We start from the raw sequence: 17,383 nt of genomic DNA, 5'->3' as shown, positions 1-17,383 counted from the left end.
AACTGCTCCTCTACTACACATTCTATGCGAGGCCGTGACATACCAGACATCGGGAGATCGGGGCGGCTGCCAACCCCGCGGGCAGCGGCGACGCGACCTCTCTCCCGACACGTGTGGACCGACTTCACGATCGACAGTCGATGGAGATACGTATGGAAATTGATCTCACGCTGAACGACGACGACGTAACGTTTGAAGCCGCGCGCTCGGACACCCTACTTGACGTCCTCCGGGACAACGGGTATGCCGGCGCGAAACGCGGCTGTGACACCGGTAACTGTGGGTTCTGCACCGTCATCGTCGACGGCGAACCGGTCAAGTCTTGCATTCGGCCAGCAAGCCAACTCGAGGGCGCGGACGTCGAGACTATCGAGAGCCTGGGTACGCAGGACGACCTAGGTCCGGTGCAGTCGGCGTTCGTCGACAACGCCGCGCTTCAATGTGGGTTCTGTATCCCGGGTATGATCATGCGTTCGAAGGTGTTGCTAGAAGAGACGCCGAACCCCGACGAGGCCGAGATTCGTGACGCCCTCTCGGAGAACCTCTGTCGGTGCACCGGCTACGAAAAGATTATCGACGCCGTACAGGACGCCTCGACTCGGATGTCCGGCGAGGCGGACGTGGCGGCCGACGGCGGCTATCCCGATGGCGACGACGCCGGGTGTGGCTGTGGCTATCCCGACGGAGGGTGTGGCAAATGAGCAAGACAAACGAGCCGAACACCGACGAGACGGAGGAAGAGCGGACCGCGGACTCCTCGAAGGTCGAGGAGGCCAACCCGGTCGAGTGGGACGAGGCGCCGAACAACCGGAAGGAGCCGACCGAGCGCCGAGTGGTCTCACATCGTGAGGAGAAAGACGACGCGAAAAAGATCGTCACCGGCGAGGCGAAGTACGCGGCCGACTACGCCCGTGAGTTCCCGAACCTCGCCGAGGCGAAAATCGTCCGCTCGGACATCGCACACGGTGTCGTGACCGATATCGACACGAGCGCCGCGGCAGCGATGGACGACGTCTACGCCGTCGTCACGCCGGACTCCCCCGAAGTCCCGAACAAGCCCTACACCTCCGCCGGCCAGTCCTACCCCGAGCCCTCGCCGTGGGACCTCCGGGTGCTTCGCCGGACGGTGCGCTTCGTCGGCGACCCCATCGCCGCCGTCGTCGCCGAGGACAAGGACACCGCGAGCAAGGCCGCGCGAAAACTCGACGTGAGCTACGAGGAGTACGACGCCGTCTTCGACACCGCCGAGGCGACGAACCCCGAGGCGCCCCAGATCCACGACCCCGACGAGGTGGAAAATCACCAGCCCGGCGCAGACTACGAGCGAAACGTCGAGGCCAACGTGTCTGGCGAAATCGGTGACGTCGACGCCGCCTTCGCCGAGGCCGAGGAGCGTGACGACCTGACCGTGATCGAGACGGAGTGGGAGACGCCCTATCAGTCCCACTGCGTGCCCGAACCGCACACGACCATCGCCCACCGCGACGAGGACAACCGGCATCACCTCATCTCCAGCACGCAAGTTCCCTACCATACGCGTCGACAGCTGTCGCATCTCTTTGACGTGCCGGTCAAGGACATTCAGGTGTCGAAACCGCGGATCGGCGCCGGATTCGGCTCGAAACAGGGGATGCACACCGAGCCGATTGCGATGGCGCTCGCGGAGGCCGCCGACCGGCCGGTGATGGTCGAGACGACGCGTCGCGAGCAGTTCCACGCGGTCCGTAACCGTCGACCCGCCCGCGTCACGCTCCGCAGCGTCGTGACCGACGACGGCAACCTCCGGGCGCTGGATATGGACGCCGTCACGAACTCGGGGGCGTACGGACCCCACGGGATGACCGTCTCGAGCGCCGTCGGCAAGAAGCCGCTGCCGCTGTACACGCACACGCCGAACATCCGCTTCGAGGCGACCGCCGTCCACACCAACCTGCCGGTCGCGGGTGCCTTCCGTGGCTACGGCGCCCCGCAAGGCCATCTCGCCGTCGAGGGACACATGGACGAAATCGCCCACGAACTCGATCTCGATCCCATCGAGCTTCGCTCGCGGAACGTGATCTCGGAGGGCGACCTCGACGTGGCGTCCGGCATCCTCAAAGACAAGGAGTACGGGCGGCGCATCCGCTCGTGTGGTCTCGGCGAGTGCATCGCCGAGGGGCGCGCGGCAATCGGCTGGGACGACATCGAACAGCCCGACGCGGACCACCTCCATCGGGCCTGTGGCATGGCGCTCACCATCCAGAGCAGCGGCGTTCCCGGCGACGAACTCGGTGCGGCCCACATCAAGATGAACGAGGATGGCTCGTTCATCCTCCAGACCGGCGCCGTCGACATCGGGCCGGGGGCCGACACCGTGATGGCCCAGATCGCGGCCGAGGTGCTCGGCGTGCCCCCAGCGGACGTGCTCGTGCAACCGTCGGACACCGATATCTCGCCGTTCGACCACGGCGCGTACGCCTCCTCAACGACGTACATCACCGGGCAGGCGGTCAAGAAGGCCGCCGAAGACGCCCGCGGGATGCTCTTCGAGTTCGCCTCGCGGATGCTCGACGAACCGGAATCGGCGTTCACCGTCGAGGAGGAGGCGGTCGTCTCGGAGGTCACCGGCGAGTCGGTCTCGCTCGAAGAGATCGGCTACGAGTCGATGTACGGCGACGAGGTTCGCGCCCACGTCATGGGCGACGCGAGCCACTGTACGGAGGAGTCGCCGCCGCCGTTCGGCGCGCAGTTCGTCGACGTGACCGTCAACGAGGAGACCGGCGAGTTCGAGATTCACAACATGGTGTACGCCGTCGACTGTGGCGTCGCCCTCAACCCCGACCTTGTGGAGGGGCAAGTCGAGGGAGCGATGCACATGAGCTACGAGTTGGCGACCGGCGACGGCATCATCTTCGACGAGGAGGGCCAGCCGGAGACACTCGGCTTCCGGGACTACGACATGCCTACCACGGCTGACCAGCCCCCGATGAACTCGATCATCGTCGAAACCCACGAGCCGACCGGGCCCTTCGGCGCGAAATCGGTCGCCGAGATTCCGGTCAACGGAGTCCCGCCGGCGCTGAGCAACGCCGTTCGCCGCGCCGTCGGCGTCCGAATCGGCGACCTGCCGATCACCCCGGAGAAGATCAAGGCGGCGCTCGACGACGACTGAGACGGCTCGCGGGTGCCGTTTCCGCCGATCCGTCGCGTCGACTCGCCGACCGCGTCGGAGCGCGCCACCACCGAGTGACGGTCAGGACAGCACCACGTCGACGTGTTCGCCCGCTTCGACGTCGACCAGCCCTCTGTTCGTCAGGCGGTAGGTCGGGATGACCTCTAGCGCGAGGAAGGACAGTTCCATCAGGCCGGCCTCGACCAACCCGAGGTCGGTCGCGAGCGACTCGACGCGTTTGTACTCCTCGTACACCGTCTCAAGGGGTTCGTCGGACATGAGCCCCGCGACCGGCAGTGGGAGCACCGCCATCTCGGAGGAGTCCGGATCGACGGCGGCGATACCGCCACCGACGTCGCGGAGGTGGTTGGCCACGCGAGCCATGGCGTCGTGGCTCGCGCCGGCGACCACGCAGTTGTGGGCGTCGTGAGCGACGGTGGAGCCGACGGCACCACGGCGCAGGCCGAGACCGTGGGCGAACCCTCGACCGATGCCACCGTCCCGCCCGTGACGCTCGATGACGGCCAGCGAGACGATATCCTCGTCCACCGGCGGAGTCAGTACGCCTGCGTCAGCCGGAACGGTGGCCTCCATGGGATCGGTCTGGAGTCCCCCGACGGCGTCGACGACACGGACTCGGGCCGTGTGTCCGGCGTCTTCGGGGGCCTCGATGGCGAGGTCGGCGCCCGAAACCGGATCGAACTGGACGGTGTCGGTCGCCAGGTTCGTGGTCTCGGTCCGCGCATCCGCCGTGGGGTCCAGTTCGCCGTCGACCATCACGCCCGCAACCGTCCACGACTCCAGGTCGTCGAGCAACACGAGGTCGGCCGGGGCACCGGGTTTGAGCCGGCCGAACGGCAGGTCGTAGCTCTCGGCGGTGTTGAGCGTCGCCATCTGCACAGCGTCAACGGGATCGGCGCCCTCGTCGATGGCTTTCCGGACCGCGAAGTCGACGCCGCCGTGATCGACGAGGTCGACTACCTCCCGGTCGTCGGTACAGAGCGAGAGCCGGCGGGTGTCGACCGTGTCGACCAGCGGCAGGAGATCGGCGAGGTTCCGACTCGACGAGCCCTCGCGCAGGTAGACCCGGATACCGAGCGTCGCTCGCGCCCGCGCTTCGGCGAGCGTGATGCTCTCGTGGTCGGTGTCGAGATATCGGGCCGCCTCGTGGAGGGCCGCGCCGTCGACGCCGGGCATGTGGCCGTCGACGGTAAGGCCACGCTCCCGGGCGGCCGCAATCTTCGCGTGTACCTCGTCGTCGCCGGCGAGCAGTCCCGGGATGTCCATCACCTCGCCCAACGCGACGACGGGATCGAGGTCGAGCAGCGACGCCACGGTCGCCGCGTCGACCGTCGCCCCCGCGTCCTGCAGGGCGGACGCCGGAACGCTGGACGGAACGGTAAACCTGGCCTTCAGCGGCGTGTTCGTCGCGTCCGCGACGACGGCGCGAACGCCGGCCGCCCCCAACACGTTCGCGATTTCGTGTGGGTCGTGAACGACGCTCGTCACGCCACGGGGCAGGACGGCGTCGCCGTACTCCGGCAACGTCACCATACTCGACTCGACGTGCATGTGCGCGTCGATGAGACCAGGGGTGACGTAGCCGGCATCGAGGGTACGCTCGGCCGGGCGCTCCGCCAGTGCGACGATTTCGCCGTCGTCGATGGCGACGGCACCGTCCTCGAGCGTCCCAGTGTGGACGTTTACTAGTGTGCCGCGAACGAGTGTGTCGACGGGATCAGTCATGGATACGAGGGAGAGCCACGGAGACGTCGGTTCCACGGCTTGGCCGCGGTCGGTCAGGCGCGGGCACGGCCGACTCGGATCGTGTGTTCGAGTGCCACATGCACACTGCCAGTCGGCGGAGGGAGAAAGTAGTTTGCCCCGGCGCGAGTGCACCGATGGAGGGGTCACGCGGGGACACCGCCGGTCGGCACTCAAGACGCGTCGGAGTGCGAGGCTGATGCTCCGGTTCTGCACGCCAGATAGGCGAAGACAGTCAGCCCGCCGAGGACTGCGCCAGCGCCCCAGAACAGTAACAGAAACCGGTAGCCGGCGACGGTGCTGTCGAACGCGTTCTGGGCGACGCCGGTGAACACGACGGGGCCGACAGTCTGCCCTAACCAGAGCATGCTCGTCAGCACGCCGAGCATACTCGCTCGCAGTTGGCCGGAGACGAGTCCGGCCGTCGTGGTGTCGAGCGAGGGCATCACGACGCCGAAGCCGAGGCCGAAACAGACGAGCATCGCGCCGATGGCGACCGGTGTCGCGGCGGCCCAGACGCCGAGCAGACTGACACCGAACCCGACGAATCCGAGCGCGACGAGCTGTCTCGCGGGGAGATACCCCGCCACCCGGCTGTACTGTGACGCCATAGTCGCGTTCGCGAGCGAGACCATGCTGAACAGCAGCCCGATTTCGCCGGGCGTGAGCCCGTGTACGTCGCTCAACAGGAGCGAGAGCGCCGTGAGGACGCCACCGTAGAAGAGAAAGAAGGTGAAGAAGGCCGCAACCCAGAGCCCGAGTGCCTCGGGGACGAACGCCGCGGAGGCCAGTCGGTTCGCGTACGCGCGAAACGACGGCGGCTCGTCGATTGACGGCTCCGAGAGGGTGAACAGCGCGACGACGCCGACGACGAGGCTGACGCCGAAGAACGCGAAGGGGACGTTCCAGCTGACCGACGCGAGGGTGCCGCCGATCAGCGGGTACGTTGCCGCGCCGATGCCGATGGCGCTGCCGTTGACGCCGATGACCGCGTGGCGCTGGGCGCCGTCGTAGAAGTCACCGATGAGGGTGATTGCCAACACCATCAGGCCGCTCGCGCCGATTCCTTGCAGGAGGCGGAGGAGCAACACGAGTTCGAAGGCCGGAGCGAAGCCGATGGCCGCGCCAGCCAAGCCAAACAGAAAGAGGAGCGGTAAGACGACGGGTCGTCGGCCGAAGTGATCCGAGAGCAGGCCGATAACCGGCGTGAGGAACACACCCGGGAGCGTGTAGACCGTGATGATGAGCCCCGCTTGCGTGTCGGAGATGCCGAACACGGTCCGGAGCGCCGGCAGGATAGGACTGACGAGGGGGACGCCCATGATACCGACGAGCGAACAGGCGAGTATCGTCTGAAAGACGGTGGACGACCAGGGCACCTCGACACGCTGCTCTACGGACATGTGCGTTCTTCTCGTGCGTCCAGCCCCGTGGACAAAAAGCCTCGTATCGTGGGAACGAGGCGGGCTGCGGCGCGGTTACCCCCGATCCCACAGCGTAGCGAGACACGGAATCACCCCTGTCTCAGCCGCCCATCACGCCGCCGGCGGTGACGTAGAAGTAGAGCACGAACGACGCCGCAAGCACCCACTGAGCGACGTGGACGGACCGGTACTCACCCTGTGCGGCCCTGACGATGGGGTAGCTGATGATCCCAGCGGCGATGCCGTTGGCGATAGAGGCCGTGAGGGGCATCATGACGATGGTGAGGCCACCCGGGATGAGCCACTCGGCGTCGTCCCACTGGATGTCGGTGACACCTTGGAGCATGATGAGGCCGACGAGGACGAGGCCGAGGTAGGAGGCGTACGTCGGGATGGCCGCGACCACCGGGACGAGGACGAGCGAGGCCAAGAACAACAGCGCGACGACGAGCGCGGTCAGTCCCGTCCGGCCGCCCTCTTCGACGCCGGTCGAACTCTCAACGTAGGTGGTCACGGTGGTCGTGCCGACGATAGCGCCGAACGTCGTCGCGATGGCGTCGGCCATCAGCGGCTTCTCCATCTCGGGGAGGTTGCCGTCCTCGTCGAGGAAGTCACCGAACTGTGAGACGCCAATGAGCGTCCCGGCGGTGTCGAAGAAGTCGACGAAAAAGAAGGTGAGCACGACGATCAGGAACGACACCGGTTCGATGTTCTGGAAGCCGCTGACGAACGCCCCGACCAGCGGCGTGATATCGTAGTTGACCGGGGGGAGACCGCCGGGAGTGAGCACACCCCCGTCGACGACGCCGGCGAGGGTCAGCGCCCAGCCGGCGGCCGCCGTCGCGAGGATACCGGTGATGATGGAGCCGGTAACCCCCTTTGCGTAGAGGACGATGGTGAACGCGAGTCCGGCGAGCGCCAGCAGGGCAACCGGATCCGAGGCAACGCTGCCGAGCGAGACCAGCGTCGCCTCGTCCGCGACGGCGACGTTGATTTCGATGAGACCGAGCAACAGCAGGAACAGGCCGATGCCGGCGCCGACGGCGAACTTCACTGGCTCCGGGAAGAACTCGATGATGTACCGTCGCGCACCGACGCTGGACATGGCGATGAAGACGATTCCCTCGACGAACACCGCCGCGAGCGCGGTCTGCCACGGGATGCCGAGCGCGATGACGACGGTGAACGCGAAGTACGCGTTCAACCCCATGCCGGGAGCGAGGCCGAACGGTCGATTCGCGTACAGCGCCATCACCATCGATCCGACGGCGGCGGCCAGAATCGTCGTAATGGCGAGCATCTGGAACACCTGCCCATCGGAGTAGCCCTCGATGGAGATCGCCGCCGACAGGATGGCGGGGTTCACGACGATGATGTACGACATCGTGAGGAACGTCGTAATCCCCGCGACGACCTCCGTTTTCGCGTCCGTGTCGTGTTTGTCGAATTCGAAGAACGACGCTACGCGTGACTGGCTCCTGCTAGTGTCTGACATCCATGTCACCGTCTCGCACCAATATAAAAAAGTTTTTCATTCGTGTGGTCGGCGACGACCGACTGTCGGGAAAAGAGCACTCAGTCCGGCGAGCGGTGACTGCGCACCCGAGCGACGCCACAGAAGACTGCCGCTCGCGACGGCGTCAGGGCTTCCGTCGCTGTGCGGACCGCCGTTCCTCCGTCAGGTCCATGTCGAGGCCAACCGCCGACGCGTCCCGACGAACCGCCTCGGCGTCGATGGCAGTCACTTCGCCGTGCTCCTGCAGGACAGTGCCGTCCACCATCGTGAACCGCACGTCGTCGCCGTGGGCGGCAAACACCAAGTGCGAGAGCACGTCGTGAAGTGGGGTCGCACGCGTGAGATCCGTATCGAGGCCCACGATGTCGGCACGCCAGCCCTCTCGGATCGCGCCGAGTTCGTCGAAGCCAGCGGCGCGCGCACCGTTGATCGTCGCCATCTCGAAGATGTCGCTCGCTGGGGTCGCGGTTGGGTCCAACTGATCGACCTTCTGGAGGAGACTAGCCTGGCGCATCTCGGTGAACGCGTCGAGCGTGTTGTTACACGGCGGCCCGTCGTTGCCGAGGGCGACGTTGATACCGCGGTCGAGGTAGTCCCAGACTGGTGCGACCCCGCTCGCGAGTTTCATGTTCGAGGACGGGCAGTGCGTGACGTGCGTGCCCGTCTCGGCGAGCACCTCGCGCTCGCTCTCGTCGGTCCACACGCAGTGTGCCAGCACCACGTCCTCACCGGTGAGGCCGACTTCGTCGAGCCAGTGGATGTTGCGCATCCCGGTGTCCGCTTTCACCGTCTCGATTTCGCTCTGGTTCTCGCTTGCGTGCGTGTGGATCCGAACCCCGTCGTACGCATCGGCCAGTTCGCGGGCGCCGCGGAGACACTCCTCGGAACAGGAGACGGCGAACCGCGGCGTCACGGCGTACCGGATCCGGTCGTCGAACGACCCGTGGTACTGCCGAATGAGGCGTTCGGACTCGTCGAGGGCCGCCTGTGTGTCCTCGAGAAGGTCGTCGGGTGAGCGCTGATCCATCAGGACCTTGCCGAGGACGCCGCGAATGCCGATTTCACCGGCGGCCTCGAAGGCCTCGTCGGCGTGGGCGACCGAGAGGTGATCGATACACGTCGTCGTCCCGCTCTCGATCATCTCCAGATAGCCCAGCTTCGCCGCAATCTCCATCTCGCTCGCCGAGAGTGAGGCCTCCATGGGGAGAATGTAGTCGAACAGCCAGTCCAGCAGTTCGGTGTCGTCGGCGATGCCGCGCCCGAGGCTCTGGACGGAGTGGATGTGGCCGCCGACGAGTCCCGGCAACAGGACGTCGTAGGACTGGTGTTCGTGGTCAGAGAACTGTGGCTCGATCACGGACCGCTCGCCCACCGCCTCGATCCGCGAGCCGGAAACGACGACGGCCCCGTCGTCGATCACCGTCTCCGAGTCTGCAACGACTGTCCCGGTCAGTAACATACAGTATTCGAGGACAGTCGCGAGTAAAAACGTTCCCCCGTGAGAGTCGAGTCGGGGGCTGAGACGGCAGATCGGGAGCAGGCGGCCCAAGAAGGCCGAACGTAGGGGAGAGGGCCGTTCGGTGGGGCACGGCGCCGACCGAAACTCAGTCGTCGTCGATCGGTTCGGAGATTGGCGGGACAGCCTCTGACTTGTCGAACAGTGGGCTCGACTCGCCGGGGACGACCGTGTTCAACCCGAGCGCGATGAGGCCGGTGACGATGACCGGTTCGCCGAAGAACGTCTGTGCGCCGGCCGGCAGGCCGGAGAGCGCGTTCGGGACCGTCGCAACGCCGAGGCCGAGGCCGAGCGACGTAGCGATGATGACCATGTTTCGACGATTCATCTCGATGTTCAAGAATAGCAGCCGCATCCCGCTGGCGGCCACCATCCCGACCATGATCAGCACGGCGCCACCGAAGACAGCCGAGGGAATCGTCGTCACAATGGCGCCGATTTTCGGGACCAGTCCGAGGACGATCAGGATGCCGCCGCCGATGCCGACGATGTGGCGGCTCATCACGCCCGTGAAATTGATGATGCCGACGTTCTGGGAGAACGACGTCTGGGGGAACGAGCCGAAGACGGCGCCGAGGGCGCTGATGAACCCGTCGGCGAAGATACCGCCGCGGAACTCCTCTTCGGTCGGGTTGCGACCCTCGGCGGCAGTGATCCCGGACATGTCACCGATGGTTTCCATGCCCGAAACCAAAAACAGGAACGCGAAGGTCAACAGCGGGATTACCTCGAAGCTGAATCCGAAGCGGCCGGGAGTCGGCACCGCGATCCACGCCGCTTCGTAGAACGGAGTGAAGTCGACGACGCCGAACGCGATGGCGACGACGTAGCCCACACTGATGCCGATGATGACGCTCAACATCCGCCAGACCCCGCTCAAGAGCAGGTTGAACAGGACGGCGATGGACAGGACCAGTCCCGCGAGCCCGAGGTTCTGCAGCGAGCCGAAGTTCTCGGCGCCGACGCCGCCGGCGGCGTACTGGATGCCGACCGGGACGAGGTACAGCCCGATGATGACGACGATGAGTCCCGTGACGAGCGGCGGGAAAAAGGACTGGAGGCGCTTGAACTGCCAGCCGAGCAGGAACGGAACGAAGACCGCCGCGGCGACGATGGAGCCGAACACGACGTCAAGCCCCGAGCTTGCGCCAATCGAGGACATCGCGCCGACGAAGGCGAAACTCGTCCCCATCACGATTGGGAGTTTCGCGCCGACGGGGCCGACGGTGTAGGCCTGGACGACGGTCGCCACCCCCGCGAAGAGGATGACCATCTGGACCAGGAACGTCGTGTCCGCGGCGCTGACCCCCGCGGCCCCCGCGACGATGAACGCGACGGCCGTCGAGGGAACGATCATGACCGATACGTGTTGGAGTGCAAGCAGGAACGATTTCGTCAACGGTGGCTTCTCTTCCAAGCCGTATGCGAGATCGATTCCCTCGTCTGGGCTGTTAGGCATGTCTCGGCATACCAGTGTGGCTACTAGTAATTAAAATCTTCTATCGTTTAGTGCATCGTTCAACACGATGGGACAGAAATAGGCCTGGCGCGTCGGTGATCGTACAGGCGGGGACGACGGGCGTGGGTTGGGTGGTGGGCTCAGCTCCCCCGGTACGTGGTGTAGCTGCCAGGGGAGAGCAACAGGGGAACGTGGTAATGTTCGGTCGGATCGTCGATGACGAACCGCACGGGCACCTCGTCGAGGAACGTCGATTCGGCGGAGCGTTCGCGGTAGTAGTCTCCCACCTCGAAGACGAGTTCGAAGGTGCCGGCCTCGATGTCGTCGACACCGAGCAACGGCTCGTCGACCCGGCCGTCGGGGTTCGTCGTCGCCGCGGTGAGCCGTTCGCGGTCACCGTCTTCGAGTCGGAACAGCGTCACCTCGACGCCCTCCGCCGGCCCCTCGCGGCTCGTATCGAGCACGTGCGTGGTCAGGCCAGCGGTCACTCCGCTTCCCCCTCGAGGTCGCTGTGGTCCATCGAGAACCGCTGGAACCCCGTCGGGCGAGGTGGCTCGCGCAGCACCTTCGCGTCGCCCTCCAAGTCGTCTTTACGCACGCCCAGCCACGTCTGGTTCCGGGACTCGAAGTTCACCTCGGCTAGCTGCGGGAAGCGTTCGAGGACCCGGAGCCCGATCTGATAGACGAGGTCCTGAATCGAGTTGACGTCCTGCTCGTGGAAGACCACCTGCGCGATGTCCCGCACCTGTTCGGCCGGGACGTACTCCTCGGGGTCGTCACCGAGCGCCGTCTCGGGGTCGTCGTACGTCCAGAAGATGTCGAGACCGATGTACAGCGTCCGGTTCTCTCGTTCCGGCAGCGTGGTGTACTCGTCCTGAACGTAGCCCACGAAGGAGTTGTCCTTGACTTTCACGAGTTCGATGTCCGTGACCCCGCTTCGTTGGTCCTCGATGACGACGTCGCCATCCTCGCGTTTGAGGTAGTACTCCCCGAACGCCGACTCGTTGTCGGAGACGCGGAACACCACATCGCTCGGCTCGAAGCCGCCCTCGCCGTCAGGAACGGGCCGCTCGTCGAACTGAAGTTCGTCGGCGGACATGCGGACGGCCTCCATCTGGTCGTAGGTGTCGAGAAACTCCGAGCCGACGTAGTGGAGAAAGCCCTCGACGGTGGCGCCGTCGTAATCGCCGGCGTGATGCAAGATGAAGTTCTTCATCGAGTCGGTCGCGACGACATTGGAGTTGTCGCCGTCGCGGAACGAGGGGAGGAACTTCTCGCCCTCGACCTGAGTACGCACTTCCATCCCGAGGAGCGTGTTCGGCTTGCCGGTGAACTCCGATTCGGGAATCTCGCGAAGGCCCGTTAGCGGCGTTGCGTACGTCCGGTAGACATTGACGTGCTTCTTGCCGTAGTTCATCGTCCGTTCGTCCGTCTCTCGTGAGTTGTCGTCGGTCATGGATTGGTTGGTTTCGTCGATTATCCCTGCCACCGCGTGCAGTGATCGCTGTGCGCCGGGGCGCAGCATCTAGCTTGCCGTGCCTGTTACCGTCTACCAGTCCGGTCCGGACGCTGAGTTAAAATTCTTTTGTTACTGGTGCGACACGATTCGAGGGCGTCACGGATCCAACCGCTCGTCGAGTCGCAGGCGGGCGATGGTGTGTACTTCGTCGATGGCGGTCCGGAACTCCTCGGTCCGGGAGTGTTCGACCCGCTCTTCCATCGCCTCCCTAATCGCGTCGGGCGACTCGTCCCGAACCGCCATGATGAACGGGAACCCGAAGGCGTCGCGATACCGCTCGTTCAGTCGCTGGAACGCCTCGTACTGTTCCGGGGTCAACTGATCGAGACCGGCGGAGGCCTGTTCCTCGACGGAGGCATCCGTCATCTCGGTTTGCTCGCCGAGGTCCGGATGCGCTCGGAGGAGTTCGAGTCGTCGCTCCCGGTCGGCGTCCTCGACGACGCGTTTCATCGACGCGTGGAGGTCGTCGACGGACTCGAAGGGGCGGTCGTCCCACGCTCTCTCGGCTACCCACGGGGAGTGTTCGTACACGCCGCCGAGGTGCTCGACGAACTCCTCCCTGTCGGCCTGGTTCAACGTCGCTAGCGTACGGTCACTCATCGTCTCTCTGTCGTCGGTCCGCCCGTCACTTAAATGCACCTTCGGGCCAAGAGCCGAACCCACGCGGTCCGTGACCTCGCCATCGAGCACGGAGCAAGGGTTAAGAACGGTCCCCGAGTAGCCGAGCGTATGTTCAGCACGGAGACCGACGTGAAACGACGCGACGGCACGGTGGCCGTGGCCGAGAGGCGGGGCGGGTAATCGATGGCACAGATCGATACGGTCCTTACCGGTGGGACAGTCGTCACCGCCGACGCGACGTTCGAGGGTGCGGTCGCCATCGACGACGGCACCATCGTCGGCGTGGGCGACGAGCGTGCGTTTCCGGCTGCCGAGGAACGGATCGACGTGGACGGCAATCTCGTCCTCCCCGGCGTGGTCGACCCACACACACACCTCGCTGGCTACAACTCCATCGACACCTACGCGACCGGCACGGCCGCAGCCGCGGCCGGTGGCGTCACCAGTCTCCTGACGTTCGCCTGGCAGGGCTGGGACGATGGGGAGTGGGACGATGAGGGAACACTCGCCGGCGCGGTCGAGCGGCATCGACAGGGGGCCGAACCGGTCGTCGACTGCGGGGTTCATCCAGTCATCACACAGGAGACGCCCGCGGTGTTGGAGGAACTGCCGGCGCTCGTCGACGACGGAATCACGTCGTTCAAGATGTTCACGACCGACGATATCCGACTGTCAAACGGCTTCATCGGGGAGGTGTTCCGGCAACTCGCCGACCTCGGGGCCGTCGGGATGGTCCACACCGAGGACTACGCCGTCTGTGCGTCCCGGACGGACGCGGTGAAAGCGGCGCCCGACGGGGAGTCAGCGACGGCCTATCCCCGGTCACGGCCGGACTACGCCGAGGCGATGGCGGCCGGATCGGTCGCTCGCCTCGCCGCCGCGGCCGACGCGAAGTACTACGGCGTCCACACCACGTCGGAAGCGGCAGCAGAGGCCATCGCCGCCGTGCGAACCGACGGCTCGAACGTCCGGGCGGAGACGTGTACGCACTACACCGCGCTTACCGCCGACACCTACGAACGGCTCGGCAATCGAGCGATCATGTCCCCGCCGCTCCGGACGTCCCGGGACGTGGACGCGCTCTTCGACCGACTCCGTGACGGGACGCTCTCGGTCGTCTCGACGGATCACGTTCCCCTGCCCAGCGAGGAGAAGGAGGCCGGACCGTGGTGGGAGAGCGCCTTCGGGATCAACAGCCTCCAGACGAGCCTCCCCGTGTTTCACGACGTGGCCGTCAACGGGCGGGGCCTCTCGTATCCAGCGCTCGTCCGACTCATGTGCCGTAATCCGGCACAGACGTTCGGCCTGCCGCAAAAGGGACGGATCGAACCCGGCGCCGACGCCGATCTCGTCGTCTTCGATCCCGACGAGACATACCGCATCACGGCAGGGCGCAACCACTCGAACGCGGACTACTCGGTGTACGAGGATCGGACGGTGACGGGACGGGTGAAACGGACATTCGTACGCGGGACGCTCGTGGCCGCCGACGGCGACGTCGTCGCTGACCCGGGCCACGGCGAGTTCCTGCGTCGGCGCGTGCCCGACTGGCGCTGATACGGGCCGTGGCAACCGTGTGCCGGGGAGTCGCTAGACCGTCTCACCGACCCACGGATACTGACTCCCGACAACGCATACGGGTCGCGACGGAACTTTTATTCGACGCGCCGTCGTTGCGACGGTCGTGACGCAGTTAGAGTTCGACATCGACGGACAGGTGTTCGTAGCCGACCTGCTCGAGGACGAGGCGCCTCAGTCGGTCGAAGCGCTCCGGGACCTTCTCCCGCTCGAATCGGAGTTGATGCACGTTCGGTGGAGCGGACACGCAACGTGGGTCAACATCGACGAGGTCGACCTCCCGGAGATTCCACGCGAGAACCACACGGTCTACCCCTCGCGGGGCGACATCCTGCTCTATCCGGGCTACCGGAACGAACAGGAAATTCTCGTCCCCTGCGGCCCGACGTGCTTCAAGAGTCCCGCGGGCGAACTCGCCGGCAACCACGTGGCGCGCCTGGACGCGTCGCGGGAAGAGCTTCGCGAACTGGAGGAGGAGACGCTGCAAAGCGGCGCGAAGGACATCGTCATCCGAGAACGGTAGCGAACTCGCACCCGATTTTTCCGCACCGATTCGAGGAACCGCAGGTGTAGCCCGCGAATCGGCTGACACGCCGGTATATTAACATTGGGTCGGCTGCAAAGTGGGGTAGAGCATGAGCACCACGGAGTCCGTACAGCGATGTGTAAGCGAGGAGCGCCTCCGCGACGACATCACGACAAACGCGGAGTTCGGCGCTATTCCGACGGATCGCGGCCACGGCCGAACGGTCCTGCCCGGGACGGACGCGAATCGACGTGCGCGGGAGTATCTGGTCGACCGACTCGACGCCGCCGGCCTCGAGGTGCAAGTCGATGCCGTCGGCAACATCACCGGTCGGTGGGTGCCCGACGGCGCCGATCAGACTGCACGACCCGTGGCGTGTGGGAGCCACCTCGACTCGGTGCCCGAAGGCGGCATCTTCGACGGCGTCCTCGGCGTGTACAGCGGCCTGGAGGCGGTGCGGGCGCTCCAGGAAGCTGACGTCGACGTCGGTCGACCGATCGACGTCGTCTGTTTCACCGAAGAGGAGGGCTCGCGGTTCTCCAACGGCGTCCTCGGGTCGTCCGTGGCGAGTGGACAGCGGACCGTCGAGGATGCTCTGTCCCTCGAAGACGACGACGGCGTGACTCTCGACACGGCGCTCTCCGACATCGGGTTTCGGGGGACCGGCCGTCTCGACGCGAGCGCGTGGGATTCGTGGCTCGAACTCCACGTCGAACAGGGCAAGCGTCTGCGAGACGCGGGCGCGGCTGTCGGCATCGTCTCGGCTATCACGGGGACGATCCGCTGTGCGGTCGAAATTGACGGTGAAGCCGACCACTCGGGCGGTACGTCGATGGCGGATCGAACGGACGCGCTGGCCGCCGCGAGCGAACTCGTCCTCGAAGTCGAGGACGCGACGAACGACATCGTCGCCGAGAGCGGCGATACCGTCGTCGGGACGGTCGGACACCTCGACGTCGCACCGAACGCGATCAACGTCGTCCCGGGACGGGTCGAACTCGGCATCGACGTCCGCGACGTTCGCTACGAGTCGATGGAGCGAATCGTCGACCGTGTCCGGGACCGCCTCGTCAACCTCGAAGCCGAGCGTGGCGTCGAGACGGCGTTCGAACGCCCGTACGACATCGCTCCGAGCGAGATGAGCGATCGGTGTACGACCGCGCTCGAACGCGCCGTGTCGACCGTCGACACCACCTCACTGGAACTGCACTCCGGCGCCGGTCACGACACCATGCACGTTGCAAGCGTCACGGAGACGGGGATGCTGTTCGCGCCATCTCACGGTGGGTTCTCTCATAGTCCTCTCGAGTGGACGGATTGGGACAGTTGTGCGACAGCGACACGGGTGCTGACCGCAGGGCTGGTGAATCTGGCGCGTGACTGATGCGCTCCGCCGCAGTCAGTCTGTTTGATAATGACGAACGAGCGTAAGCGCCCCCCGAATCGGGGCCGACCAGACGGTCATCCGCGGTGGGTGGGGTCGGTATCGTGGGTCGCCATATTGATGTTGACCTCGATGACGTTCGCCGTGCGCTGGACCAGTTCCGGAAGCTCCTCGGAGAACCGTTCGCCTTTCATCCGACTCGTCGGCCCGGCGACGCTCAGCGAGCCGAGGACGTTGCCGTCGCGGTCGATGACCGGTGCGCCGACGGCACGGAGTCCTTCGACTTCCTCCCCGTCGTTGTAGGCGTAGCCCCGTTCTTGGACGGTCTCAAGTCGGTCGAAGAGCGTGTCACGGTCGGTGATGGTGCTGTCCGTGCGTCGAGGGAGGCCGTGCTGATCGAGGATCTTGTGGACGCGTTCGTCCGAGAGGAACGCTAAAATCGCCTTCCCGGTCGCCGTGCAGTGGAGGTCGTCGGGCTGTTGGAGTTTGTCCGTCTGGTAGCCGGTTCCAACGGCATCGCTACCGCGAGCCTTGTACAGGTTGATTCCTTTTCCGTGTTCTTCGGTAAACAGATTGGCGTACTCGCCCGTTTCGTCGGCGAGTTCCTCCACTTCCTCTCTGCCGTATCGGTACAACAGGTTGTGGTTCCTGACGTACTCGCCGACGAGCAACAACTGCAAGCCGAGTTCGTACTCGTCTCCGTTTTTGACGACAAACTCCTCCTGCCGGAGTGTGGCCAAGTAGTGATATACCGAGCTCTTGGACATGTCGAGGGAGTCGGCCAGTTCGGTGACGCCGCCGCCATCGAGCGTTTCGAGTGCGTTGATGATCTTGGCAGTGCGCTCCACCGTCTTCAGCGTCCGCGGCGATTCGTCCGGGAGCGGCTCGGTTGGCATACCGTCACGCACACACGCAAGCCACTTAG

General features: G+C 65.4%; 14 protein-coding genes. 5 read left to right on the top strand and 9 right to left on the bottom strand.

Annotation, left to right across the window (positions count from 1 at the left end; all coding sequences use genetic code 11):
* Window positions 1-152 precede the first annotated feature (152 nt).
* Entirely contained in the window at window positions 153-701 is a 549-nt protein-coding gene (locus NO878_RS14335; protein WP_256406651.1) for a (2Fe-2S)-binding protein, read from the top strand.
* Complete coding sequence (locus NO878_RS14330; RefSeq protein ID WP_256406650.1) at window positions 698-3,151, top strand: xanthine dehydrogenase family protein molybdopterin-binding subunit; 2,454 nt, start codon at window positions 698-700, stop codon at window positions 3,149-3,151. Before NO878_RS14335 ends, NO878_RS14330 begins: the two co-directional genes overlap by 4 nt.
* Before the next feature lie 81 nt (window positions 3,152-3,232).
* Here the strand turns inward: NO878_RS14330 and NO878_RS14325 are convergent, their stop codons facing one another.
* From NO878_RS14325 to uraD, 8 genes are all read right to left on the bottom strand, one after another.
* The gene (locus NO878_RS14325; protein ID WP_256406649.1) at window positions 3,233-4,897 is read right to left on the bottom strand and encodes an adenine deaminase; all 1,665 of its coding nucleotides are present in this window, start codon (window positions 4,895-4,897) and stop codon (window positions 3,233-3,235) included.
* A gap of 191 nt (window positions 4,898-5,088) precedes the next feature.
* The gene (locus NO878_RS14320) at window positions 5,089-6,318 is read right to left on the bottom strand and encodes an MFS transporter (protein ID WP_256406648.1); all 1,230 of its coding nucleotides are present in this window, start codon (window positions 6,316-6,318) and stop codon (window positions 5,089-5,091) included.
* Window positions 6,319-6,439: 121 nt separating this feature from the next.
* Window positions 6,440-7,834 carry an NCS2 family permease gene (locus NO878_RS14315; protein ID WP_256406647.1) on the bottom strand — a complete coding sequence of 465 codons (1,395 nt, stop codon included), beginning with the start codon at window positions 7,832-7,834 and terminating at the stop codon, window positions 6,440-6,442.
* 145 nt (window positions 7,835-7,979) lie between these two features.
* Window positions 7,980-9,314, bottom strand: coding sequence for a 5'-deoxyadenosine deaminase (locus NO878_RS14310; RefSeq protein WP_256406646.1), 1,335 nt, complete (start codon window positions 9,312-9,314; stop codon window positions 7,980-7,982).
* 145 nt (window positions 9,315-9,459) lie between these two features.
* Complete coding sequence (locus NO878_RS14305; protein WP_256406645.1) at window positions 9,460-10,830, bottom strand: uracil-xanthine permease family protein; 1,371 nt, start codon at window positions 10,828-10,830, stop codon at window positions 9,460-9,462.
* A 140-nt stretch (window positions 10,831-10,970) separates the two neighbouring features.
* Entirely contained in the window at window positions 10,971-11,318 is a 348-nt protein-coding gene (uraH, locus tag NO878_RS14300; RefSeq protein ID WP_256406644.1) for a hydroxyisourate hydrolase, read from the bottom strand.
* On the bottom strand, window positions 11,315-12,286 hold the full coding sequence (gene pucL / locus NO878_RS14295; protein WP_256406643.1) for a factor-independent urate hydroxylase: 972 nt from the start codon (window positions 12,284-12,286) through the stop codon (window positions 11,315-11,317). Before pucL ends, uraH begins: the two co-directional genes overlap by 4 nt.
* A gap of 159 nt (window positions 12,287-12,445) precedes the next feature.
* Window positions 12,446-12,949, bottom strand: a complete 504-nt coding sequence (gene uraD / locus NO878_RS14290; RefSeq protein WP_256406642.1) for a 2-oxo-4-hydroxy-4-carboxy-5-ureidoimidazoline decarboxylase — start codon at window positions 12,947-12,949, stop codon at window positions 12,446-12,448.
* A 204-nt stretch (window positions 12,950-13,153) separates the two neighbouring features.
* Between uraD and NO878_RS14285 the strand changes: the two genes are divergently transcribed.
* The 3 genes from NO878_RS14285 (at window position 13,154) to NO878_RS14275 (ending at window position 16,458) form a co-directional block, all read left to right on the top strand.
* A complete protein-coding gene (locus NO878_RS14285; protein WP_256406641.1) occupies window positions 13,154-14,527 on the top strand; it encodes a dihydroorotase in 1,374 nt (457 codons plus the stop codon).
* Between the two features lie 127 nt (window positions 14,528-14,654).
* Window positions 14,655-15,071 (top strand): DUF3830 family protein, encoded by a 417-nt coding sequence (locus NO878_RS14280; protein ID WP_256406640.1) that lies wholly within the window; start codon window positions 14,655-14,657, stop codon window positions 15,069-15,071.
* A 112-nt stretch (window positions 15,072-15,183) separates the two neighbouring features.
* Window positions 15,184-16,458 carry a Zn-dependent hydrolase gene (locus NO878_RS14275; RefSeq protein WP_256406639.1) on the top strand — a complete coding sequence of 425 codons (1,275 nt, stop codon included), beginning with the start codon at window positions 15,184-15,186 and terminating at the stop codon, window positions 16,456-16,458.
* A 77-nt stretch (window positions 16,459-16,535) separates the two neighbouring features.
* On the opposite strand, the gene NO878_RS14270 is transcribed toward NO878_RS14275, so the two are convergent.
* Window positions 16,536-17,354 carry an IclR family transcriptional regulator gene (locus tag NO878_RS14270; RefSeq protein ID WP_256406638.1) on the bottom strand — a complete coding sequence of 273 codons (819 nt, stop codon included), beginning with the start codon at window positions 17,352-17,354 and terminating at the stop codon, window positions 16,536-16,538.
* Between the last annotated feature and the right edge of the window lie 29 nt (window positions 17,355-17,383).

Origin of the sequence: Haloplanus ruber, assembly GCF_024494725.1 — an archaeon.
In the GTDB taxonomy this organism is placed as follows: domain Archaea; phylum Halobacteriota; class Halobacteria; order Halobacteriales; family Haloferacaceae; genus Haloplanus; species Haloplanus ruber.
Note: the sequence above shows the minus strand (reverse complement) of the source record. Positions and strands in the feature narration are given on the sequence as shown.